The following is a 21,059-nucleotide window of genomic DNA, read 5'->3' on the forward strand; positions in this document are numbered from 1 at the left end:
GTCCGACCCGGCGGGTCCGCCTTGGGCAGGTGCAGCACGATCGGCATCGACCGAACGGTGTCGCGGTCGTCGGGATCCTCGGCCCCCGCCGACCCCGCGCGGAGCCGCGAGTGGCACCAGTCGAGCGCGGCTCCGGTCGCGGGCGCTCCCGCCGGTGGCGCGTCGGGATGCGGACCGTCGGTCAGGGGCTCCTCGGGACGCGGTCCGTCAGCCTGTGCTCCGTCGGTCACTCGAGCGGAACGCGGCGATAGGTTCCGGCGGCGGTGTCGGCCGCCTCGATCTCATCGCGCGTGATGCCGAGGACGAACAGGACCGTGTCGAGGAACGGCTTGGACAGAGACGCGTCGGCCACTTCACGCAGAGCGGGCTTGGCGCAGAACGCGATCCCCAGCCCCGCGGCGGAGAGCATGTCGATGTCGTTCGCCCCGTCCCCCACGGCGACGGTCTGGCTCAGCGAGATGCCGAGCTCCTCGGCGAACTGGCGCAGGTACTCGGCCTTGGCCTCCCGGTCCACCACCTCGCCGACGACCCGGCCGGTGAGCACCCCGTCCTCGATCTCGAGCGTGTTGGCCCGAGCGAAGTCGAGCCCCAGCTCCTCGGCGAGACCCGCGATCACCTGGATGAACCCGCCCGACACCACACCGCAGCGGATGCCCAGTCGCTTGAGGGTGCGGATGGTCGTGCGCGCGCCCGGGGTCAGCACGATATTCGCCGCGACCTCGTCGAGGACGTCGGCCGGCAACCCCTTGAGCGTGGCCACCCGTTCGTGGAGCGACTGGGCGAAGTCCAACTCACCCCGCATCGCGCGCTCGGTGACCGCACGGACCTCGGCCTCCCTGCCCGCGTGTGCGGCCAGCATCTCGATGACCTCGCCCTGGACCAGCGTGGAGTCCACGTCGAACACCACCAGGCGCTTGGAGCGGCGTCCCAGGCCGGCGCCGTCCACCGAGATGTCGACTCCGTGCGCGTCCGACAGGGGTGCCATCGCTTCGCGCAGTCGCGCGTCGTCCGCGGCGTCGCGACCGGCCGTCGAGACATGCAGTTCCAGACCCGTGACGGGGTAGTCGGCGATCCCCCGGATCGTGTCGATGTTCGCGCCGATCGACGCGAGTGACCCCGATACCGCGGAGAACGCCGACGCGGTGACCGGGCTGCCGAGGATCACCACCGCGTGGGTGGAGGGCGGGGTGGGAGGCGCGATGTCGTCGAACTGGACCTCGAGTTGCATCCCCAGTTCGTGGATCTGCTCGGTGAGCTCGCGGACCACGGTCACGACATCGGCATCCGACTCCACCCGGACCATGAGGCCGAGGGAGAGGTGCCCGTTGACGACGACCTGTTCCACGTCCACCAGGTCGGCGTGGTGGGAGGCGAGGACCGACATGACCCTCGCGGTGACACCCGGCCGGTCGGGGCCGGTGACGGTGAGGAGTGCCGGGGTGCCGGGGGTGCTCACGTGTGCTCCTGACGAGTGCTTGATCTGGCGGGTGGTCCTGGTGTCCGGGAGGCGGGTTCAGACCGAGGCCGGTGGTGAAGGGTCCGGGGCGACACGCGCCGAACCCCGCCGGAGGGCGAGCCTACCGACGGGGTTCTGCGGGGACCGGAGCCCGTGGGTGAGTACGGGCGGCCGGGTCAGCCCTTCTGCGGTGACGTGCCGCGCTCGGCGACGTCCTTGACGGCGGCCGGGTCCTGGGCCGCGGCCCGGCCACCGACGTGGGCCTCTGCGCGCATGCGCTCACTCATGTGCGGGTAGTGGAGCTCGAACGCCGGGCGCTCGGAGCGGATCCGGGGCAGGGTCACGAAGTTGTGACGCGGCGGCGGGCACGAGGTCGCCCACTCGAGCGAGTTGCCCGCACCCCACGGGTCGTCGACGGTGACGATCTCGCCGTAGCGCCAGCTCTTGATGACGTTCCAGATGAACGGAAGCATCGCGATGCCGAGGATGAACGACCCGATGGTCGAGATCTGGTTGAGGACGGTGAAGTTGTCCGTCGCCAGGTAGTCGGCGTAGCGACGGGCCATGCCCTGGTTGCCGAGCCAGTGCTGCACGAGGAACGTGGTGTGGAAGCCGATGAACATCAGCCAGAAGTGCAGCTTGCCCAGCTTCTCGTCGAGCATCCGGCCCGTCATCTTGGGGAACCAGAAGTACACGCCGGCGAACGTCGCGAACACGATGGTGCCGAAGAGCGTGTAGTGGAAGTGCGCGACGATGAAGTACGTGTCCGAGATGTGGAAGTCGATCGGCGCCGCGGCCATCATGATGCCGGTCAGACCACCGAAGAGGAAGGTCACGATGAAGCCGAGCGCGAAGACCATCGGCGTCTCGAAGGTCATCTTCCCGCGCCACATCGTGCCGATCCAGTTGAAGAACTTCACACCCGTGGGAACGGCGATGAGGAACGTCATGAAGGAGAAGAACGGCAGGAGGACGGCGCCGGTGACGAACATGTGGTGCGCCCACACCGCCATGGACAGCGCGGCGATCGCGAGGGTCGCGAAGATCAGACCGGCGTAGCCGAAGAGCGGCTTGCGGGAGAAGACCGGGAAGACCTCGGAGACGATGCCGAAGAACGGGAGGGCGAGAACGTACACCTCGGGGTGGCCGAAGAACCAGAACAGGTGCTGCCACAGGATGGCACCACCGTTGCCCGGATCGTAGATGCGACCACCGAACTGACGGTCGTAGAAGACGCCGAGGGCGGCGGCGGTGAGGAGCGGGAAGATCAGGAGGATCAGCACCGACGCCACCAGGATGTTCCAGGTGAAGATCGGCATACGGAACATGGTCATGCCCGGCGCGCGGAGGCAGATGATCGTGGTGACGAAGTTGACGGCGCCGAGGATGGTGCCGATACCGCCGATGCCCACGCCGAGGATCCACAGGTCCGCGCCGACGGCCGGCGAGTGGATCTTGTCGGCGAGCGGCATGTACATGGTCCAGCCGAACGCGGCCGCACCGCCCGGGGTGATGAACCCGGAGAGCATGATGATGCCGCCCGCCGTGAACAGCCAGTAGCCCAGGGCGTTCAGTCGCGGGAAGGCGACGTCGGGGGCGCCGATCTGCAGCGGCATGATGTAGTTCGCGAACCCGACCACGATCGGGGTTCCGTACAGCAGCAGCATGACCGTGCCGTGCATGGTGAACAGCTGGTTGAACTGCTCGTTGGACAGGAACTGCATGCCCGGGACGAAGAGCTCCGCCCGGATGAGCAGGGCCATGAGCCCGCCGATGAAGAAGAAGACGAAACAGGTGACGATGTACATCAGGCCGAGCAGCTTGTGATCGGTCGTCGTCATCATCTTCCACACGAACGAGCCCGGCCGGGCGGAGCCCGTGGGTTCGCCCGGCGGATGGTCGAGATCGTCGACCGGCTTGGGGGCCACTGCGGTCATAAGGGTCCTCCTGAACGCCTCACCCGACGCCGCGGGTCGAACCACCGACCCCACGTCGAACGCAAAGGAATAGTGCGTGAGGGCAATCCTAACCCTCCGCTGAGAGCGCCCACCACTCACCCCGCCGAACTCGTCGGGGTGGGTCATCTGCGGTGATCCGCTTTCGTGACGACACGCCCGGGATCGCCCTCCGACCCGCCGCGACCTCCTCTTTGACCACGCTGAGCACCCATCTCCTAGGCTCTGCTGCATGACCGATCACGCGCCGGGCCGTCTCCGCCATCGCGGACGGGGGTACCCTTCCACCCCCGCGAGGGTCTCGGTCGGCATCGCGGGGGCCCTCGTCGCCGGTCTGGCGCTCTCCGGGTGCGGGCCCTCCCCCGTCGACATAGTCGAGCACCCCGTCACCACGACCCCCTCCCGGATGGCCGGTGCGGAGCTCCAACGCTCGGCCGAGCCGGAGGAATCGTGCGCGCCCGCACCGGTGCCGGCCGAGTTCCCCGGAAACGGGGTCCGAGAGGTCGCGTCCACGGATCCTGCCGAGGCGACGGTGGAGGTCCCCCGCTCTCCGGAACGGATCCTGGCCCTCGGCAGCGGGGCCGTGGACGTGGCGTGCGCTCTGGGCCTGCAGGACCTCGTCGTGGGGACCTCCGGACTGCCCCACGATGCCGACGTCTACCTCCCCGCGAACCTGGTGGGACTGCCCGACCTCGGTATCGCCGGCGACTGGCGGGCCGAGGGCGCCGACTTCGACGCGGATGCCGCCGCGAACGCCGCCCGGGACCTGAACCCCGATCTCATCGTGCTGGCCGACTCCCCCGATCCCGACCCCGATCTGGCACGGGCGTTGTCGGCTGTCGCGCCGACCGTCGTCTACGACGCGCGGAGCCTGAACTGGGCCGAGAGCACCGAGGCGATCGCCGACGCCTACGGTCGCCCCACGGCCGGCGGAGACCTCCTGTTGGATGTGATCGACCGGGCGCGGTTCACCGCGGACGCGACCACCCCGAGAGACACCTGGGTCTCGCTCGTCTCCGTCTCCGACGGGGGCGAGATCGAGGTCCAACGGCCGGACACACTCGGCAGCCTCATGCTCGAGGCCGTCGGTGCCGGCCGGCCCCCCGCCCAGCGCACCCGGGACGGACAGCGGATCGGGCCCGCCCCGGAGTCGCCTCCGGTGGGTGACGAACTGGGCGGGGACGTGATCTTCGCCGTGGTGGGTGGCAGTGACCGCTCCGAGAAGTCCGCGCGGGAGGCGTTCGCCACCGAGCGGTGGACGGACCTCGACGCGGTGGGGGCCCGCCGCATGTTCGTGGTGGACCGGGCCGTGTGGGAGGGCTCCGGTCCGGTGGCCGCACGAGCGGTCCTCGACGACATCAGGAGTTCCATCAACGGGATCGCCCCGGACGGCTAGACGGGGACGGTCGTCGCCCCGGGACAGGTGGTCGGCGACGGTCGTCGCCCCGGGACAGGTGGTCGGGGCACGGCAGTCGAGCCGGTCGGATCGCCCGCCCGGTGGGCCCCGCTTGACCTTGCCCCTGGGGGAGGCGGTGGAGTGGGTCCAGGCGGCTCTCCGCCGTCACGACACCGATCAGAGGAGCACCCGATGGGCTTGGAGATCACACCGCAGGACCGCCCGGAGACCCATTATGTCGGCATGGCCGTCACGGCCCGGTTCTCCGAGTTCGGTTCACCCGGCGGTCCGAACGAGATGATCCCCCTCGTCTACCAGTGGCTCGCGGACCACGGCATCGCGCCGCGGAGTGGTCCGCTGTACATCTACCGGAACGTCGGCGCTCCCGGGGAACCGGTCGACCTGACAGTCGCCGTGCCTGTGGCCGAGGCGGTCGAGCCCACGAACGGTCTGGTGGCGGGAAGCCTGCCCGCCGGGGAATACGTGGTCGGTCGCCACGTGGGAGAGCCCGACGAGATACCCGCCGCCCACGTGAGGGTGCAGGAATGGGCCGACGCGCACGGACACCCTCTCGGTGAGCGCCGGGACGGCAGCGGAGCACCCTGGACGGGCCACGCCGAGCACTTCCTCACCGACCCGGGTGTCCACCCGGACCCCTCGACGTGGGTGACGGAGCTTGTGTACAAGACGATCTGAGGTGAGAGCGGCGCCACTACACTCGCCCGGTGGGTGAATCATGGCCGAGTTGATGACCATCGGTCAGTTCGCGGCGGCGACCTGGCTCTCACCCAAGGCGCTGCGGCTCTACGACCGCAAGGGGCTGCTCTCGCCTGACACCGTCGACCCTCACAGCGGCTATCGGAGATACAGCCCGGCTCAGATCGATGCGGCCCGACTGATCACCATGCTTCGACGGATCGACATGCCACTGGACGAGATCCGCACGCTCATGGAGCGCTCGCCGGAGGAGCAATCGGCGCTGATCGCGCACTTCCGTGAGCACGAGTCCGAACAGCACGCCCGACGACAGTCCCTGGCCCGGTACCTGCAGCACGCGGTCGCGTCAGGGTCGTTGGACGTCGACGGGCAACCCGGGGTCTCGACATCCGGCGTCACCACCCGCGTGGTGCCCAGGACCCCGTTCCTGTCCGCCACGCGGCACACCGCGGCCAGGGATCTTCCCGGAGTCATCCGGGACAACGCGACCCGGCTGTCGTCCCTGGCGGAGGATCGAGGCGGTGCGAGCGGTCGGGTCATCGTGATCTACCACGGGCAGGTCGGCTGGGAGTCGGACGGCCCCGTCGAGGTCTGTGTACCGATCGAGGACGCGGACCGCGCGCACCGTGTCGAGGAGGAGCACGTGGAGTTGTTCACCGGGGTGCCCACCGCAGATGTCCAGTTCCCACGCATCCTCACCGCATTCGAGGCGGTGCACCGTCGGGCCGTCGAGCTCGGACTCGCGCCCGCCGGGCCACCGAGAGAGGTCTACGAGCCGGCGCCACCGGGCCGGATGCCGCGCTGCGAGGTCGCTCTACCGGTGCGCGAGATGACGAGGTGACAGGAGGGGCGATGGAGATCAGCCTGCCGACCGACTGCGGGAACGCCCCCCGGATGGGCATAGTGGGCGACTTCGCCGTGAACTGGGCCACGGGACACACGGAATCGGTGTCCGAGTGGCTCGCCGAGGACATGACCTGGACGCTCCTCGGCGTCGGCATCTACCGCGGCCCCGAGGCGGCCGGAGAGGTCGGTCCCGCCTTCACCCCTGAGCGTGTCAACGTCGTCTCCGTCATCACCCACGGTCGCGTCGCGTCGTGCGACGGCCACCTGGAAGCAGGAGGACGGCGTCTCTACTTCAGCCATGTCCTGCGCTTCGCCAGCACATCCAGGACCGCGAGAATCGCTGAGGTGCGCAGCTATTGCATCGAGACACCAGGCGTCCGGTGATGCGCCCGCCTCAGAAGTCCCAGTCCTCGTCCTCCGTCGCCACGGCCTTGCCCATGACATAGGAGCTGCCCGAGCCCGAGAAGAAATCGTGGTTCTCGTCGGCGTTCGGGCTGAGCGCCGAGAGGATGGCGGGGTCGACGTTGGTCTCGTCCTTGGGGAACATCCCCTCGTAGCCGAGGTTCATCAGCGCCTTGTTGGCGTTGTAACGCAAGAACTTCTTGACGTCCTCGGTCCACCCCACGGTGTCGTAGAGGTCCTCGGTGTAGTCCGCTTCGTTGTCGTACAGCTCGAAGAGCAACTCGAAGGTGTAGTCCTTCAGCTCGTCGCGCTCCGCCTGGCTGATGTGCTCCAGACCGCGCTGGTACTTGTAGCCGATGTAGTACCCGTGCACCGCCTCGTCCCGGATGATGAGCCGGATGATGTCCGCGGTGTTGGTGAGCTTGGCGCGCGACGACCAGCGCATCGGCAGGTAGAAACCCGAGTAGAAGAGGAACGACTCGAGGAGGGTCGACGCGACCTTGCGCTTGAGGGGGTCCTCGCCCGAGTAGTACCCGAGGGTGATGTGGGCCTTGCGCTGCAGGTAGGTGTTCTCCTCCGCCCAGCGGAAGGCGTCATCGATCTGGGGGGTGGAACAGAGCGTCGAGAAGATCGTGGAGTAGCTCTTGGCGTGGACCGACTCCATGAACGCGATGTTGGTGAGCACCGCCTCCTCATGCGGGGTCGCCGCGTCGGGGATCATGCTCACCGCGCCGACCGTCCCCTGGAGGGTGTCCAGCAGGGTCAGTCCGGTGAACACCCGGGTGGTGAGCTCCTGCTCCGAGTCCGTCAGGGTCTGCCACGACGGGATGTCGTTGGACACCGGGACCTTCTCCGGCAGCCAGAAATTGCTGGTGAGCCGGCCCCAGACCTGGTCGTCGACCTCGTCGGTGACGCGGTTCCAGTTGATCGCCGACACCCGGTCGACGAGCCGGGGGGCGACCCCGGCGGCGGGGCTGTGGGATCCCGGAGCGTGCAACTCGGCGGTCATCGGATCTCCTCGTGGTGGCGGGGGCGGTTCGGGTCGCAGGCCTGCGGCACCGGCGTCAGAGCATGCACGAGACGCACCCTTCGACCTCGGTGCCCTCGAGTGCGAGCTGTCGCACGCGGATGTAGTACAGGGTCTTGATCCCCTTGCGCCAGGCGTAGATCTGGGCGCGGTTGACGTCCCGGGTGGTGGCCGTGTCCTTGAAGAACAGGGTCAGCGACAGGCCCTGGTCCACGTGCTGGGTGGCCGCGGCATAGGTGTCGATGATCTTCTCGTACCCGATCTCGTACGCGTCCTGGTAGTAGTCCAGGTTGTCGTTGGTCAGGTAGGGCGCCGGGTAGTAGACGCGGCCGATCTTGCCCTCCTTGCGGATCTCGATCCGGGAGGCCACGGGGTGGATCGACGAGGTCGAGTTGTTGATGTAGCTGATCGATCCCGTGGGCGGTACGGCCTGGAGGTTCTGGTTATAGATGCCGTACTGCTGCACATCGGCCTTCAGCGCACGCCAGTCGTCCTGGGTGGGCACCGCCACGCCGGCGTCGGCGAACAGCTGGCGCACCCGCTCGGTGGCCGGCTCCCATGCCCGGTCGGTGTACTTGTCGAAGAACTCACCCGAGGCGTAGGTGGACTCCGGGAATCCGGCGAACCAGGTCCCCCGCTCACGCGCGAGGAGGTTCGACGACCGGATCGCGTGGTAGAGCACCGTGTAGAAGTAGATGTTCGTGAAGTCCACGCCCTCCTCGGATCCGTAGTGGATCCGCTCGCGCGCGAGGTAACCGTGGAGGTTCATCTGCCCGAGGCCGATCGCGTGCGACTCAGCGTTGCCGCGCTCGATCGACGGGACGGAGTCGATGTGGGTCTGATCGGACACCGCGGTCAGGCCCCGGATCGCCGTCTCGATGGTCGCTCCGAAATCCGGGGAGTCCATGGCCTTGGCGATGTTGAGCGAGCCGAGGTTGCACGAGATGTCCTTGCCCACGTGCGAGTAGGTGAGGTCTTCGTTGTACGTCGACGGGGTGGATACCTGGAGGATCTCCGAGCACAGGTTCGAGTGGGTGATCTTGCCGGCGACCGGGTTGGCCCGGTTCACCGTGTCCTCGTACATGATGTACGGGTACCCGGACTCGAACTGCAGCTCGGCGAGGGTCTGGAAGAAGTGCCGTGCGTTGATCTTGGTCTTCTTGATCCGGCTGTCCTCCACCATCTCGGCGTAGTGCTCGGTGACGTCGACGTCCGCGAAGGGCTTGCCGTAGATCCGCTCGACGTCGTACGGCGAGAACAGGTACATGTCATCGTTGCGCTTGGCCAGTTCGAACGTGATGTCCGGGATCACGACGCCCAGGGACAGGGTCTTGATGCGGATCTTCTCGTCGGCGTTCTCGCGCTTGGTGTCGAGGAACTTGAAGATGTCCGGGTGGTGGGCGTGCAGGTACACCGCACCGGCTCCCTGGCGGGCGCCGAGCTGGTTGGCGTAGGAGAAGGAGTCCTCGAGCAGCTTCATCACCGGGATGACTCCGGAGGACTGGTTCTCGATGTGCTTGATCGGGGCGCCGTGCTCGCGCAGGTTCGACAGCAGCAGCGCGACCCCGCCGCCGCGCTTGGACAGCTGCAGCGCGGAGTTGATGTTGCGGCCGATGGACTCCATGTTGTCCTCGATGCGCAGGAGGAAACACGAGACGGGCTCGCCGCGCTGCTTCTTGCCCGAGTTCAGGAACGTCGGGGTGGCCGGCTGGAACCGACCGTCGATGATCTCGTCGACGAGGCGGCGGGCCAGGGTCTCGTCGCCGTCCGCGAGGGTGAGGGCGACCATGCAGACGCGGTCCTCGTAGCGCTCGAGGTAGCGCTTCCCGTCGAACGTCTTGAGCGTGTACGAGGTGTAGTACTTGAACGCGCCGAGGAACGTCGGGAAGCGGAACTTCTTGGCGTAGGCGTGATCGAACAGCTCGCGCACGTAGTTGCGCGTGTACTTGTCGAGCACCTCGCGCTCGTAGTAGTTCTTGTCGACCAGGTAGTCCAGCTTCTCGTCCAGGTTGTGGAAGAAGACCGTGTTCTGGTTGACGTGCTGGAGGAAGTACTCCCGCGCGGCCTCACGGTCCTTGTCGAACTGGATCCTCCCGTCCGCGTCGTAGAGGTTGAGCATGGCGTTGAGCGCGTGGTAATCCAGGCGCTGCCCCTCGCCCGCCTCACCGGCGATGGTGCCTTCGGGGGTCACGGTTGGTGCTGCCAAAACTCTTCCAATCCCTCACGGACGCGGATGACGTCCTCATGTGTGCCCATCAGTTCGAACCGGTAGAGGTACGGAACCCCGAGCTTGCGTGCGATCACATCGCCGGAGACCGCGTAGTCCGCACCGAAGTTGGTGTTGCCGGCGGCGATGACACCCCGGCAGAGGCTTCTGTTGTGCGCGTTGTTCAGGAACGCCACGACCTGTCGTGGGACCGAGGCGCCGGTCCTCCCGGTGACCTCGAGGCAACCCCCGTACGTCGGGACGATCAGAACATACGGGTCCGACACGACCGGCGGGGCATCGGTCCTCCGCGTGGGGATCCGCAGCGCCGGGAGCCCGAGCCGGTCGACGAACCGCTTGGTGTTCTCGGAGACGTTGGAGAAGTAGACGATCCTCGCCGGCTCGGTGGCCGGCAGCGGAGCCGCCATGACTGCCCCCTTCGGATTACACGTGTTCCGGGAGCCCCCCGGTGTCGGGCAGGTGTCAGGCCGCGACGGTGACGAGAGCCTTGATCCGGTCCGGCCGGTATCCCGACCAGTGCTCGGTGCCGGACACCACGACGGGGGCCTGCAGGTAGCCGAGAGCCATCACGTACTCCCGCGCCTCGTCGTCCACCGAGATGTCGACCACCCGGTACTCGACGCCCTGCTTGTCGAGGGCCTTGTAGGTGGCGTTGCACTGGACGCAGGCGGGCTTGGTGTAGACGGTGACCATCAGTCGTGGACCTCTTTCGGCACGGGCGCCGCGGAGGCGCGAGGGGTACTTCTCGGACGGTCATCGGTTCCGGCTCGTGAGCCCGGCCTGTGGATAACCGCGGTGTCTGTCAGGGTTCGCAGCCCGAATGCCACGAGTGGTATTCATCGGGTGCCGCAACGCCTTAGACACTACCCCTAGTGTCCGACGAGTCAATGGACCACAACATTTTGGTCTTACAACGGTGGTATTCCCAGGTCGCGATCCCGCCTTGTGGACACCGCCCACCCCCGGCTGGACAGAGCGTCCCGGATGCCGACGCGCCGCTCCCCGGACGCCACACTGCCACGCCCGAACACGCGTCGGGAACCCGGTCCGGCGCCCCACAGGCCGTCCCCAAGCGCCCCACATCCTGTCCCCACCCGCTCCACAGGCGCGCCCGGTCACGCGCCCGTGATCGCCGGCCCCGACGGACCGGCATCGACGGTTCGGCACCGCCCCACGACGACGAGGGCCCGCCACCGGCGAACCGGTGACGGGCCCTCGCGGGTGCGTGGGCTCCCACGCGGACGGACTCAGCCCTGGCGGGCCTTGAAACGGGGGTCCTTCTTGTTGATCACGTAGACCTTGCCGCGACGACGGACAACCTGGGCGCCCGGCTTGTTCTTCAGCGACCGAAGGGACTTGCGGACCTTCATCTGGCGCTCCTTAGGCTCTCGGGGCGGCCGTGATGGCCGCCGACACGACTGGGATGACTGCGCGACACGTCCGACCCGGAGGTCGGATGCACGACACACAACTGGTCCATCGTAACGGACTGCCCCGTCAGAACTCCAACCGGCGATTCCGTGCGTCGACCCTGTCCCCGTCCGTACGTCACGCCGTGTCCGCCCCGCATGTCACCCAGAAGTCACACTGGGTTTCTATGCTGACGCCATGACCCAGTCCTCTCCCGGCATCAGCGCGCTCCGCGCGTCCATCATCCACGAACTCGGTGTTCGCCCCGACATCGATCCGGCGCAGGAGGTGGATCGTCGGGTGGCGTTTCTGGCCGACTACCTCCGCAGCACCCCGGCCACGGGGTTCGTCCTCGGCATCAGCGGTGGCCAGGACTCCACCCTCACAGGTCGACTCTGCCAGCTCGCCGCGGAGAAGCTGCGCGACGAGGGGCTGCCCAGCGCCCGATTCGTCGCCATGCGCCTGCCCCACGGCACCCAGGCGGACGAGGCCGACGCCGTCGTGGCCCTGGACTTCATCCGACCCGACGCCCGCGTCACCGTCGACGTTCGGCCCGCGTCGGCCACCATGTCGGCGGCCACTGCCGAGGCATTGGAGGTGCTGCCCGACCACGGGGGTCCGCTCCGCGATTTCGTGCGAGGTAACGTCAAGGCACGACAACGGATGGTCGCCCAGTACGCCGTGGCCGGGCAGCTCGGACTTCTCGTCGTGGGCACGGATCACGCGGCCGAGGCGGTCACGGGGTTCTTCACCAAGTACGGCGACGGCGGGGTCGATCTCACCCCGTTGACTGGCCTCACCAAGCGCCAGGGCGCCGCGCTCCTGCGATACCTGGGCGCGCCGGAGTCGACCTGGCGAAAGCTCCCCACCGCCGATCTCGAGGACGACCGGCCGGGACTGCACGACGAGGAGGCGCTGGGCGTGACCTACGAGCAGATCGACGACTATCTCGAGGGCCGCGACGGCGTGTCGGCGGAGGCCGTCGACCGGATCGAGCAGCTGTTCCTGGCCACCCGCCACAAGCGGGCCGTCCCGGCCACTCCTCTGGACACCTGGTGGCGCGAGGGGTGAGCCCCCGCGGTCGCCCACCGCCGATCGGTCACCGCAGCAGCGCCCATACGGTGTCCAGCGCCTCCGCCGTCCCCGGTACGTCGTAGGACTGCGTGGTGAACACCGCCGCGCCGCGGCCCGTGCGCCGGTCGACGTATGCGATGGTGCCCAGTCCCCCGGCCCAACCGACGACCCCGCCGGGACGGACCTCGACCTGCATCCCGTACCCGCAGCCGGGTCCGATGAACCCCTCCGCGTCGGCCCGCTGCCGCGCGGTCAGGTGGTCGGCCGTCATCACCTCCACGTACTCCGACCCCAGGAGCACCCCACCGTCGACCAGGACGTCGAGGAATTCGAGGTGGTCCGAGACGGTCGAGGTCAGCCCGCACGCCAGAGACTCGAAGCGCGGCGGGTGGGCGAACCGGTCACCGGTGTCCAGCGCCCGTAAGCCCCCGTCGGGGCCGAGCCCGTAACTGGTGGGGAGTCGGTCGGGGTCGGCGGTGAACCCCACGTCCGCGAGACCGAGCGGGCCGGTGACGTGGTCGGCCACCAGGTCGGACACGGTCGCTCCCGTGGCCCTCGCCAGGAGGACACCCAGCACGTCGCTGCTGGTGTGGTAGTGCCAGCCCACCCCGGGCTGATCGGCCAGGGGCAGCGCGCCCAGCAGCCGCAGGTACTCGTCCGGCTCCATCGGAGGCGCGAAGGGTCCCGGCGCGATCTGTCGCTCGACCATGGCGACGGTCAGAGGACTGCCCTCTCCCGCCCATCCGACGCCGGCGGTCATGGTGAGCAGGTGTCGCAGGGTGATCTGTCGGCCGGCCGGCACGGTCCGGTCGATCGGTGCGCCGGGCCGGGTGAGGACCCGCGGGGCCGACAACTCCGGCAGAAGGGTGGAGACCGGGTCGTCGAGTGCGAGGATCCCGAGCTCGACCATCCGCAGCGCGAGCACGCCGCCCACCGGCTTGGTGTTGGACGACAGGGGGAACACCGTGTCAGGGTCGAGCGCGGGCCCGTCGGGTGACCGCGACCCGCCCGCTGCGATCAGCGTCCGGCCATCCTGCCGGACCCCGCAGACGAAACCCGTGAGCCGCCCGGCGTCGACCAGGGCGTCGAGCTCCCTGACGACGGTGTCGAACCGATCCATGGGATGACCCTACGTCCGCCCGGCCCGGCGGTGACAGGTTCTCCTCTGAGCGCCCGCGGTCAGCGACCCAGCCTCGCGAGCGGCCCGTGAACGTCGACCGGATCCAGGCAGGTGTCGGGGATCGTCCCCAGCGAGCACACACCCACCGGCAGAACCGGGCGGTAGCCCTCCGGGACTCCGCCGCGCGCGATCACGTCCCGGTAGGCGTCGACCCCGGAGGTCGGCCTGCGCTCGAGCAGCGGATCCGTGAGTACGTCGACCCGGTACAGGCCGAAGCGGGAGTCGTAGGTTCCCCACTCGTAGTTGTCGACCAGAGACCAGTGGTTGTATCCGATCACCGGGTAACCGTCGGCGGCCGCGCGCTGGATCCAGAAGACGACGTCCCGGAGGTAGTCGCCGCGCTCGATCCCGTCCTCCCGGTGCCCGTTGTGGGTGGGCATCCCGTTCTCGACGATGTACAGCGGCTTACCGGGAAAGTGCCGCGCGTAGTGCACGATCGACTCGTACATCCCTTCCGGTTGCGGACGCACGCCGGCGAAGTCGTCCCACGCGGCGCGGATGGTGGTGAGGTTGTCGAGCGCGATTCCGTAGTAGTAGTCGATCCCGATGAAGTCCAGCTCCTCGCGAATGTGGTTGAGCAGCAGGTCGTCGGTGGCCGGGGCGAACGCGGGGAGGTATGCCTCGTTGGCGGTCACCATCGCCTCCGGGTCGGCGCGGTGCGCGGCGTGGTGTCCCAGCTTGTGGGCCGCGACGACGTTGTCGCGGAACTCGGTGAACTGGTGCAGGCCGACCAGGCCGATGCGAAGTTCGTGACTGAAGAACACCAGGGGCTCGTTGAAGGTGACCCACATCGTCCCGTCGCCGGCCCACCGCTCGGTGACGAGCTCGGCGTAGCGGCCGAAGGCCTCCACCGCGTCCGGCGAGAGGAAACCGCCCCGGTCGACGAGCCATCCGGGGTACACGTAGTGGACCATCGTGATCATGGGCGTCATCCCGTGCGCCCGGATCGTGTCGAGGATGTGGTCGTACCGACGCAGCGCCCCCTCGTCGTACCGCCCCGGCTCGGGTTCGATGCGGGACCACTCCACGCTGAGACGGAAGGTGGTGACGCCCATGTCGGCGGCGCGCGCGATGTCCTCCGGGTATCGGTTCCAGAAGTCCACCGCGTCGTTCACCGGGTCGGCCTCGCCGCGGGCGGCCGCGGCGTCGACGTAGCGCTTCCAGTTGGAGTCCCTATTTGAACCCTCGACCTGGAAGCCCGAGGTGGCCACCCCCCAGTGGAACCCCTCGACCGTCCGAGATTCGGCACGCGCCAGCGCGGAACCCGTGATCAGGACGGTAGCGACCAGTGCGATGACGAGCGCCGGGGCGAGCAGGAGCCTGGTGACAACACTCTTACGGGGAGTCATCCTCCCAACATCACACACGCCGGGCCCGCCGTCAGCGGTTTGGCCTCACGCCGTGCACCGGGGCCCCGGAACCGGTTACCGGGGTCCGAGTCGACGACTACCGTGAGGAGATGCGAACCCTGGGGAACGTGCTCTGGTTTCTTCTCGCCGGCTGGTGGTTGGCACTGGCGTACGTCATCGCCGGGGTCATCGCCTGCATCCTGATCATCACCATCCCCTTCGGCATCGCCTCGTTCCGACTCGCCGCGTATGTCCTGTGGCCGTTCGGCCGGCGGACCGAGTTCCGCCGGGACGCCGGTGCGCTCTCGATGCTCGGGAACATCCTGTGGATCCTGGTGCTCGGCTGGGAGCTGGCGCTCGCCCACCTGGTCGCGGGGTTGCTGCTGTGCCTGACGATCGTCGGCATCCCCTTCGGGATCGCCTGTTGGAAGATGGTCCCGCTGGCACTGCTCCCGCTCGGCCAGCGGATCGTCCCCATCCGTCACCCGTCCGAGGATCCCTTCGCGGCGGCGCCGGGCCCGCGGCGGTAGGAGCGGGGGCTCAGTCCGAGGACCGTGCGGAAGTCCGCGCTCAGGTGGGCGTGGTCGGAGTACCCGAGGTCGGCGGCGACCCGGGCGATCATCACAGTGGGGTCGTCGCGTAGCCGCTGCGCGGCCTCCTGGAGTCGGTACCGACGGATCATCTTCAGTGGTGGCAGGCCCACGTAGCGGCGCGCGAGCCGCTGCACGGCACGCGTCGAGATCCCCAGGGCCGCGGCGACCTGGTCCACCCGCACGATCGACCGGTCGGAGGCGATGAGATCCTCCATGGCGTTGGCCAGCATCCCGTCGGCACCAGGCGCCGCCAGGGTCGCGGCGGCCCAGGCCGAGAAGGCGCGCACCGCCCGGTCGCGCGCGAGGGGTTCGCGCTGGTGGTCGCACTGGTCGACCCGGCGATGGTCTGAGGGACACGGTTGGTCGACGACGTCGTCCCCCATCGCCGCGCCGACGGCGCGATGCAACTCTGCTGCCTCGACCGGTGTCTCGGCATCGCGGAGCTCCTGCGGCGCGGTCGACAGGGAGGCCAACCCGGCGGGTCGGAGCAGGGCTCCGACCGCCCACCCGCTGCCACTGAGGTCACGGTGGGAGATGCCGGTCGTCGGTCCGGAGAGGGTCACGCCGGAGGGTTCGACGACGAGGTTGGACGCGGGAAACGGCAGGAGTTCCTGCCGGGAGGTCCTGCCCGGTGGCAGACTCCACCGCGGGATCCAGAACCACCGGATGCGGTCGCGCAGGTCGACCGGGGCCTCCTGGCGGTGGAAGGTGGGCAACCGGTCCGGGTAGAGCACTCCGCGCCGATCTGCGAGCTCCGACATCCTCTCCCCTCCCTCACTCCTCCGCCGCGACTGACGTCGCGAATCTTCAAGCCATCAAAGTGCGGGCACTTCTAGGGTCATCCCATGACCGACACCACCTCGCCCCGGACCGGGGCCACCGGGCAGCACACCACAGACGGCGTCCCCCACGGCTCGACCAGCCTCACTCCGTTTCTCGCGATCGAGGGCGCGAAGGGGGCCGTCGAATTCTATTCCTCGGTCTTCGGCGCCCGGGTGGTCGACGTGACGGAGATGGGAGGGGTCGTCGTCCACGCCGAACTCGACTTCGGCAACGGCCGGTTGCAGTTCGGCGAGCCGAGCCCCGACTACGGGCTCGTGCCCGCACCCTCCGGAGGGGTGGCCTGCTACTCGCTCGGGCTGTACTGCGCGGACGTCGATGAGGTGGTGGACCGCGCGGTCAGGGCCGGCGCGACGGTCCGCGAGCCGGTGAGCGAGTTCGTCTCCGGCGACAGGTTCGCCTCGATCGTGGACCCTTACGGCGTGCGCTGGTCGATCATGACGCGCGTCGAGGACCTGTCCGAGTCGGAGAGCGCGCGACGCGTCGCCGAGTGGGCCGCGCAGCAGGGATAGCCGTGCGGTCACGCCCTCACCCACCATGGAAATGAATAGGAGCCCGACCAGTGGCCGGGCTCCTATCAGTGCGAACCGTCCGTCGCCGGATCGGTCCTCCGGGTGGAGCTAAGGGGACTCGAACCCCTGACCCCCACACTGCCAGTGTGGTGCGCTACCAGCTGCGCCATAGCCCCGTGCTCATTCTCCTGCCGTTCACCTCTCGGCGACCGGCCCGACCAAAGTTACACCATCCCGCTTCGGCCCTCCAAATCGCCTCCGGCCCCGCCCTGGACGGGCGGGGCCGGAGGCGATCCGCGTCGACCCGGGTCAGGAGATGATGTTGTCCAGCCAGGCCGGGTCGCCGAACTCCACGACCTCACCCTCGTAGGCGACGGTGGGCGTGGAGACGCGGTCGGTGACCTCACGGATACTGTCCTGCGAGTTGTCGGCGGTGTCCGAGGCCTTCTCCATCCCGCCGTTGGTCTCCACGTTGCCGATGCACTCGACGGTGTCCGCGTTCGCGCCGGCCGCCTCGGCCGTGGACGCCAGCTCCCGGGCGGAACGGTCGCCCCCGCCCTCAGCGGGTTGCTGCGCGAAGAAGGCGTTCTTGACCTCGAAGAAGGTGGGCATCGAGTCCTTGGCAGCGACGCACTGGACCGCGGCGATGGCCCGCGTGGAGTATTCGCCCGAGGCCGACTGGCGGTCGAGGAAGTTGAGGGTGTGGTACTCCACCCGCAGGTCACCGGCCTCGACGGCCTCTGCGATCGGGACGCCGTACTGCCTCTCGAACGAGGCGCACGCCGGGCACATGAAGTCCTCCCAGATCTGGACCGTCGGAGCGGCCTCCTCCCCCACCGTGATCACGCCCGTGTCCGAGATCTCGATCAGCTCATCCGCCGTCTCACCGAACGTGATGGGGTTGGCCTCGCCCCCTCGCTGGGCCATCCACACCACGCCACCGAGGACCAGGACGGCGACGGCGATCAGCGCCGCGACCGTGATCAGCATGCCGTTGTTCTTCTTGGTCTGGAGCACCTTGGTGCTCTTGTTGCCTGCGGACTTGGCGTTCACGTGGGCGTGGGCCTTTCTCTACTGGGACATCGTCGGCCCGTTCGGGACGAGCGGCGACTACAGCGAGGGTACCGAAGCCGCCTGAGTCCTCTTTCAGGTGCTTCGAGGTGCCGCACAGGCGCCTGGAGGTGGGAGGACCGTCGAAATGCACCGAACCCCCGGTCGATGGTCGACCGGGGGCTCGGCCCGATGGTGGAGCTGCCGGGAATTGAACCCGGGTCCTCCGCAGCATCGGCAGGGCTTCTCCGTGCGCAGTCCGCGTTGGCCTCTACTCGGATCTCGCCCTCATGCGGACATGTCGGCGACGACGATCCCAGTCACTGTTGGATGTCCCGACCCACCCCGTGACCGGGTGAGCCGGTGATCCCTCTAGATGATGCCGGTGACCGGGGCGAGGGCGACCCCGGGCCGACAGACTACGGGCTCGCTATCAGGCAGCGAGGGCGTAGTCGCGCTGATTGGTATCGGCGCGTAATTGGTTGCCACGACGCTTACGGTGGTCTCTGGCCTGCACCGGCACGCTTCCCCTGCGTCAACTCACGTAGTCGAAACCACATCAGCCCCGTCAGGACCGCCGACTCTCATCGACGGACCACCGATCTTACCCCGACCGAGGTCGAGTCGCCAGGGTGATGTCCGTCTCCACACCACCCCTGCGCGACCGGATCACGCGTGCATGCCCTTGATCTTCCTGCCGAGCTCGCGGACGGCCTCGCGCTCGGCGGTCCTCCTGGCGATGTCGTGCCGCTTGTCGTGCGCCTGCTTACCGCGAGCGACGGCCAGTTCGACCTTCACCCGTCCGTTCACGAAATAGAGGGACAGGGGGACCAGAGTGGCGTTGCCGTCCCGCACCTTGCCGACGAGGGAATCGATCTCGCGCCGGTGCAGTAGGAGCTTGCGGGCCCGCTTGGGCGCGTGATTGGTCCAGCTCCCGTGCGAGTACTCGGGGATGTGGAGCCCGCGGAGCCACACCTCGCCGTCGTCGATGGTCGCGAACGCGTCGACCAGCGAGGCCTGTCCCTCACGCATGCTCTTGATCTCCGTGCCCAGGAGCGCGATGCCGGCCTCGTGGGTGGACAGGATCGAGTACTCGTGGCGGGCCTTGCGGTTGCTGGCGACCACGCTGCCGTCACGGCCGAGGGTCGACGCGCCCTTCTTCTTGTTCTTCTTGGCCACGCCGGTTCACCTCCTCGTCCGTCCGTCGGGCAGATCCCCCAGTCTAGATCAGCGCGGGATCACTGCCGAACCGTCACCCTCAGGGTGACCCACGCCGTGAGGGCGGACACGACCGCGCCCGCCACGATCAGCCCCGGGGCGAGCGTCAGGATGTCGGCGGTGGTGATCCGTTCCACCAGGTTCGCCCGGTACGCCTCCGCCAGCACCCTGTCGAGGAACACGACCTTGGCCCCCAGGAGTCCACCGACCGCGAGCAACGAACCGACCACCGACGCGAGCACGGCCTCCACCACGAACGGGAGTTCGGTGTACCAGCGGCTCGCGCCCACCAGTCGCATGATGCCGAGCGCGGTCCGGCGGGTGAAGGCCGCGATCTGCGTCATGTTGGCGATGAGCAACACGGTGGCCAGGAGTTGGACCACCGCGACGGCGAAGGCGGCGTTCCGGATGCCGTCGAGGACCGAGAAGACGCGCTCGACCAACTCCCCCTGGCCCTGCACGACCTCGATCCCCGCGATCGCCCCCAGGTCCGCGGCCACCGACTCGGCCCGGGTGGGGTCGTCGAGTGTGAGGGTGAACCGCGAGCCGAGGGCGTCCGGCGAGGTCGACTCCACGAGGACGGGGTCGGTGGAGGAGAACAGCTCGACGAACTCCTCGTACGTCTCCTGCGGGTTCTTGTACTCCACCGACGCCACGCCGGCCGTGGCCTCCAGCTGGTCCCGGATCTCACCACACGCGGCGGTGCAGTCGGGGTCCTCGATGGAGATGGGACGGTCCACGTAGACGCGGAACTCGTTGAGGTAGTCGTACTTCGGCTGGCTGGCCGAGGCGGTCATCACCACCAATACGCCCGCGCCGAGCATCGCCAACGCGACGGCGGTGGTGATGATCATGGCCAGCGTCATGGACAGGTTCCGACGCAGCCCCTGCCCGACCTCGGACGCGATGAACCGCGCGGCCATCAGCGTCCCACCCCGTAGGTGCCGCTGGCGTCGTCCCGGACGACCATCCCGTCGACCAGCTCCACCACGCGGCGCCGTGACCGGTCGACGATGTGGCGGTCGTGCGTGGCCATGAGGACCGTGGTGCCGGTCCGGTTGATCCGGTCGAGCAGCAGCATGATGTCCTCGCTGGTCTCGGGGTCGAGGTTGCCGGTCGGCTCGTCGGCGAGCAGCAACCGCGGCCGGTTGACGAACGCCCGGGCGATGGCGACGCGTTGCTGTTCGCCACCGGAGAGCTCGTGCGGCCGACGTCCGGCCTCACGGGCCAGTCCGACCATCTCGAGCGTCTCGGGAACGACCTTGTCGATCGTGCGGCGGGAGGTGCCGATCACCTGGAGCGCGAAGGCCACGTTCTCGGCCACGGTCTTGCTCGGCAGGAGGCGGAAGTCCTGAAAGACGCAACCGAGCGAGCGGCGCAGCGTGGGTACGGACGACGCCTTCATCCTGGTGAGGTCGTGGCCCGCGACGACCAGGGTCCCGGAATCGGGCCGGTCTTCGCGGAGCAGCAGACGCAGGAACGTCGACTTTCCCGACCCGGACGCGCCGATGAGAAATGCGAATTCGCCCTCGGCGATCTCGACGCTCACGTCGGACAGAGCCGGGCGCGTCGAGGACGCGTACGACTTGGTCACATGGGAAGCACTGATCACACGAGCAGCCTAGCGTTACTCCTGCAACATGTGGAGGCGACTCGGGTCGCCTCGTGCGGCGGGCACCTCGCTACCCGGAGCCTCTACGGCGAGGTCTGCTCGTCGGCGGTCGGACCGGCGGCCGCGCCCCCTTGCCCGGTCTGGGGTTGGGTCTGGGTCCCCTGCGGGGCCTGCTGCGTGGTCGGGGTCCCGGGC

At 68.4% G+C, this 21,059-nt stretch carries 21 protein-coding genes, 1 tRNA gene, 1 other RNA gene and 1 pseudogene; 7 read left to right on the forward strand and 17 right to left on the reverse strand.

Going from position 1 to position 21,059, the window contains the following annotated elements:
- The 3 genes and pseudogenes from IY392_RS19050 to ctaD form a co-directional block, all read right to left on the reverse strand.
- Positions 1-230, reverse strand: a pseudogene (locus IY392_RS19050) (peptidyl-tRNA hydrolase); the annotation flags it as partial.
- Complete coding sequence (gene serB / locus IY392_RS00810; RefSeq protein ID WP_107755997.1) at positions 227-1,456, reverse strand: phosphoserine phosphatase SerB; 1,230 nt, start codon at positions 1,454-1,456, stop codon at positions 227-229. The gene serB and the pseudogene IY392_RS19050, both read right to left, overlap by 4 nt.
- Positions 1,457-1,632: 176 nt before the next feature.
- On the reverse strand, positions 1,633-3,393 hold the full coding sequence (gene ctaD / locus IY392_RS00815) for a cytochrome c oxidase subunit I (protein ID WP_182613812.1): 1,761 nt from the start codon (positions 3,391-3,393) through the stop codon (positions 1,633-1,635).
- Between the two features lie 250 nt (positions 3,394-3,643).
- Here ctaD and IY392_RS00820 point away from each other — a divergent pair, with 250 nt between their 5' ends.
- From IY392_RS00820 to IY392_RS00835, 4 genes are all read left to right on the forward strand, one after another.
- Positions 3,644-4,807, forward strand: a complete 1,164-nt coding sequence (locus IY392_RS00820) for an ABC transporter substrate-binding protein (RefSeq protein WP_228548863.1) — start codon at positions 3,644-3,646, stop codon at positions 4,805-4,807.
- 192 nt (positions 4,808-4,999) lie between these two features.
- Positions 5,000-5,503, forward strand: a complete 504-nt coding sequence (locus tag IY392_RS00825) for a GyrI-like domain-containing protein (protein WP_194860276.1) — start codon at positions 5,000-5,002, stop codon at positions 5,501-5,503.
- 40 nt (positions 5,504-5,543) lie between these two features.
- A complete protein-coding gene (locus tag IY392_RS00830; RefSeq protein ID WP_107755994.1) occupies positions 5,544-6,365 on the forward strand; it encodes a MerR family transcriptional regulator in 822 nt (273 codons plus the stop codon).
- An 11-nt stretch (positions 6,366-6,376) separates the two neighbouring features.
- Positions 6,377-6,754, forward strand: coding sequence for a nuclear transport factor 2 family protein (locus tag IY392_RS00835; protein WP_107755993.1), 378 nt, complete (start codon positions 6,377-6,379; stop codon positions 6,752-6,754).
- Between the two features lie 10 nt (positions 6,755-6,764).
- On the opposite strand, the gene nrdF is transcribed toward IY392_RS00835, so the two are convergent.
- The 5 genes from nrdF to ykgO form a co-directional block, all read right to left on the reverse strand.
- A complete protein-coding gene (gene nrdF / locus IY392_RS00840; RefSeq protein WP_107755992.1) occupies positions 6,765-7,781 on the reverse strand; it encodes a class 1b ribonucleoside-diphosphate reductase subunit beta in 1,017 nt (338 codons plus the stop codon).
- Between the two features lie 55 nt (positions 7,782-7,836).
- Positions 7,837-9,918 (reverse strand): class 1b ribonucleoside-diphosphate reductase subunit alpha, encoded by a 2,082-nt coding sequence (gene nrdE, locus IY392_RS00845; protein ID WP_255541987.1) that lies wholly within the window; start codon positions 9,916-9,918, stop codon positions 7,837-7,839.
- Positions 9,919-9,986: 68 nt separating this feature from the next.
- The gene (gene nrdI / locus IY392_RS00850; RefSeq protein ID WP_194860277.1) at positions 9,987-10,433 is read right to left on the reverse strand and encodes a class Ib ribonucleoside-diphosphate reductase assembly flavoprotein NrdI; all 447 of its coding nucleotides are present in this window, start codon (positions 10,431-10,433) and stop codon (positions 9,987-9,989) included.
- A gap of 55 nt (positions 10,434-10,488) precedes the next feature.
- A complete protein-coding gene (nrdH, locus tag IY392_RS00855) occupies positions 10,489-10,722 on the reverse strand; it encodes a glutaredoxin-like protein NrdH (RefSeq protein WP_194860283.1) in 234 nt (77 codons plus the stop codon).
- A gap of 551 nt (positions 10,723-11,273) precedes the next feature.
- The gene (ykgO, locus tag IY392_RS00860) at positions 11,274-11,396 is read right to left on the reverse strand and encodes a type B 50S ribosomal protein L36 (RefSeq protein ID WP_003852698.1); all 123 of its coding nucleotides are present in this window, start codon (positions 11,394-11,396) and stop codon (positions 11,274-11,276) included.
- 259 nt (positions 11,397-11,655) lie between these two features.
- Here ykgO and nadE point away from each other — a divergent pair, with 259 nt between their 5' ends.
- Entirely contained in the window at positions 11,656-12,507 is an 852-nt protein-coding gene (nadE, locus tag IY392_RS00865) for an ammonia-dependent NAD(+) synthetase (protein WP_309230211.1), read from the forward strand.
- A gap of 28 nt (positions 12,508-12,535) precedes the next feature.
- Here the strand turns inward: nadE and IY392_RS00870 are convergent, their stop codons facing one another.
- Complete coding sequence (locus IY392_RS00870; protein ID WP_194860278.1) at positions 12,536-13,630, reverse strand: serine hydrolase; 1,095 nt, start codon at positions 13,628-13,630, stop codon at positions 12,536-12,538.
- 59 nt (positions 13,631-13,689) lie between these two features.
- Complete coding sequence (locus IY392_RS00875; protein WP_194860279.1) at positions 13,690-15,039, reverse strand: glycoside hydrolase family 1 protein; 1,350 nt, start codon at positions 15,037-15,039, stop codon at positions 13,690-13,692.
- 110 nt (positions 15,040-15,149) lie between these two features.
- Here IY392_RS00875 and IY392_RS00880 point away from each other — a divergent pair, with 110 nt between their 5' ends.
- Positions 15,150-15,569: a YccF domain-containing protein gene (locus tag IY392_RS00880; protein ID WP_107755987.1), complete on the forward strand. Its 420-nt coding sequence runs from the start codon at positions 15,150-15,152 to the stop codon at positions 15,567-15,569.
- Here the strand turns inward: IY392_RS00880 and IY392_RS00885 are convergent.
- The gene (locus IY392_RS00885) at positions 15,521-16,393 is read right to left on the reverse strand and encodes a helix-turn-helix domain-containing protein (protein ID WP_194860280.1); all 873 of its coding nucleotides are present in this window, start codon (positions 16,391-16,393) and stop codon (positions 15,521-15,523) included. The genes IY392_RS00880 and IY392_RS00885 overlap by 49 nt on opposite strands.
- Positions 16,394-16,477: 84 nt before the next feature.
- On the opposite strand from IY392_RS00885, the gene IY392_RS00890 reads away from it, so the two are divergent.
- Positions 16,478-16,984, forward strand: a complete 507-nt coding sequence (locus tag IY392_RS00890) for a glyoxalase/bleomycin resistance/extradiol dioxygenase family protein (protein WP_107755985.1) — start codon at positions 16,478-16,480, stop codon at positions 16,982-16,984.
- Positions 16,985-17,087: 103 nt separating this feature from the next.
- Here IY392_RS00890 and IY392_RS00895 read toward each other — a convergent pair.
- The 6 genes from IY392_RS00895 to ftsE all read right to left on the reverse strand — a co-directional run bounded on the left by IY392_RS00895 (position 17,088) and on the right by ftsE (position 20,864).
- Positions 17,088-17,160, reverse strand: a tRNA-Ala gene (locus tag IY392_RS00895).
- A 133-nt stretch (positions 17,161-17,293) separates the two neighbouring features.
- Positions 17,294-18,037 carry a thioredoxin domain-containing protein gene (locus IY392_RS00900; protein ID WP_182613808.1) on the reverse strand — a complete coding sequence of 248 codons (744 nt, stop codon included), beginning with the start codon at positions 18,035-18,037 and terminating at the stop codon, positions 17,294-17,296.
- 190 nt (positions 18,038-18,227) lie between these two features.
- Positions 18,228-18,601: a transfer-messenger RNA gene (ssrA, locus tag IY392_RS00905) on the reverse strand.
- Positions 18,602-18,703: 102 nt separating this feature from the next.
- Entirely contained in the window at positions 18,704-19,213 is a 510-nt protein-coding gene (gene smpB, locus IY392_RS00910) for an SsrA-binding protein SmpB (protein ID WP_107755983.1), read from the reverse strand.
- Positions 19,214-19,272: 59 nt separating this feature from the next.
- On the reverse strand, positions 19,273-20,175 hold the full coding sequence (gene ftsX / locus IY392_RS00915; RefSeq protein ID WP_194860281.1) for a permease-like cell division protein FtsX: 903 nt from the start codon (positions 20,173-20,175) through the stop codon (positions 19,273-19,275).
- Positions 20,175-20,864: a cell division ATP-binding protein FtsE gene (gene ftsE / locus IY392_RS00920; protein ID WP_107755981.1), complete on the reverse strand. Its 690-nt coding sequence runs from the start codon at positions 20,862-20,864 to the stop codon at positions 20,175-20,177. The genes ftsX and ftsE overlap by 1 nt, the downstream gene beginning before the upstream one ends.
- Positions 20,865-21,059: the final 195 nt, after the last annotated feature.

Origin of the sequence: Dietzia sp. SYD-A1 (assembly GCF_015356725.1) — a bacterium.
Classification (GTDB): domain Bacteria; phylum Actinomycetota; class Actinomycetes; order Mycobacteriales; family Mycobacteriaceae; genus Dietzia.

Excerpts from the sequence above, each read along its gene's own strand:
- ctaD (WP_182613812.1), bottom strand. The coding sequence starts at position 3,393 with ATGACCGCAGTGGCCCCCAAGCCGGTCGACGATCTCGACCATCCGCCG.
- IY392_RS00820 (WP_228548863.1), top strand. The coding sequence starts at position 3,644 with ATGACCGATCACGCGCCGGGCCGTCTCCGCCATCGCGGACGGGGGTAC.
- IY392_RS00825 (WP_194860276.1), top strand. The coding sequence starts at position 5,000 with ATGGGCTTGGAGATCACACCGCAGGACCGCCCGGAGACCCATTATGTC.
- IY392_RS00830 (WP_107755994.1), top strand. The coding sequence starts at position 5,544 with ATGGCCGAGTTGATGACCATCGGTCAGTTCGCGGCGGCGACCTGGCTC.
- IY392_RS00835 (WP_107755993.1), top strand. The coding sequence starts at position 6,377 with ATGGAGATCAGCCTGCCGACCGACTGCGGGAACGCCCCCCGGATGGGC.
- nrdF (WP_107755992.1), bottom strand. The coding sequence starts at position 7,781 with ATGACCGCCGAGTTGCACGCTCCGGGATCCCACAGCCCCGCCGCCGGG.
- nrdE (WP_255541987.1), bottom strand. The coding sequence starts at position 9,918 with ATGCTCAACCTCTACGACGCGGACGGGAGGATCCAGTTCGACAAGGAC.
- nrdI (WP_194860277.1), bottom strand. The coding sequence starts at position 10,433 with ATGGCGGCTCCGCTGCCGGCCACCGAGCCGGCGAGGATCGTCTACTTC.
- ykgO (WP_003852698.1), bottom strand. The coding sequence starts at position 11,396 with ATGAAGGTCCGCAAGTCCCTTCGGTCGCTGAAGAACAAGCCGGGCGCC.
- IY392_RS00870 (WP_194860278.1), bottom strand. The coding sequence starts at position 13,630 with ATGGATCGGTTCGACACCGTCGTCAGGGAGCTCGACGCCCTGGTCGAC.
- IY392_RS00875 (WP_194860279.1), bottom strand. The coding sequence starts at position 15,039 with ATGACTCCCCGTAAGAGTGTTGTCACCAGGCTCCTGCTCGCCCCGGCG.
- IY392_RS00880 (WP_107755987.1), top strand. The coding sequence starts at position 15,150 with ATGCGAACCCTGGGGAACGTGCTCTGGTTTCTTCTCGCCGGCTGGTGG.
- IY392_RS00885 (WP_194860280.1), bottom strand. The coding sequence starts at position 16,393 with ATGTCGGAGCTCGCAGATCGGCGCGGAGTGCTCTACCCGGACCGGTTG.
- IY392_RS00890 (WP_107755985.1), top strand. The coding sequence starts at position 16,478 with ATGACCGACACCACCTCGCCCCGGACCGGGGCCACCGGGCAGCACACC.
- ftsX (WP_194860281.1), bottom strand. The coding sequence starts at position 20,175 with ATGGCCGCGCGGTTCATCGCGTCCGAGGTCGGGCAGGGGCTGCGTCGG.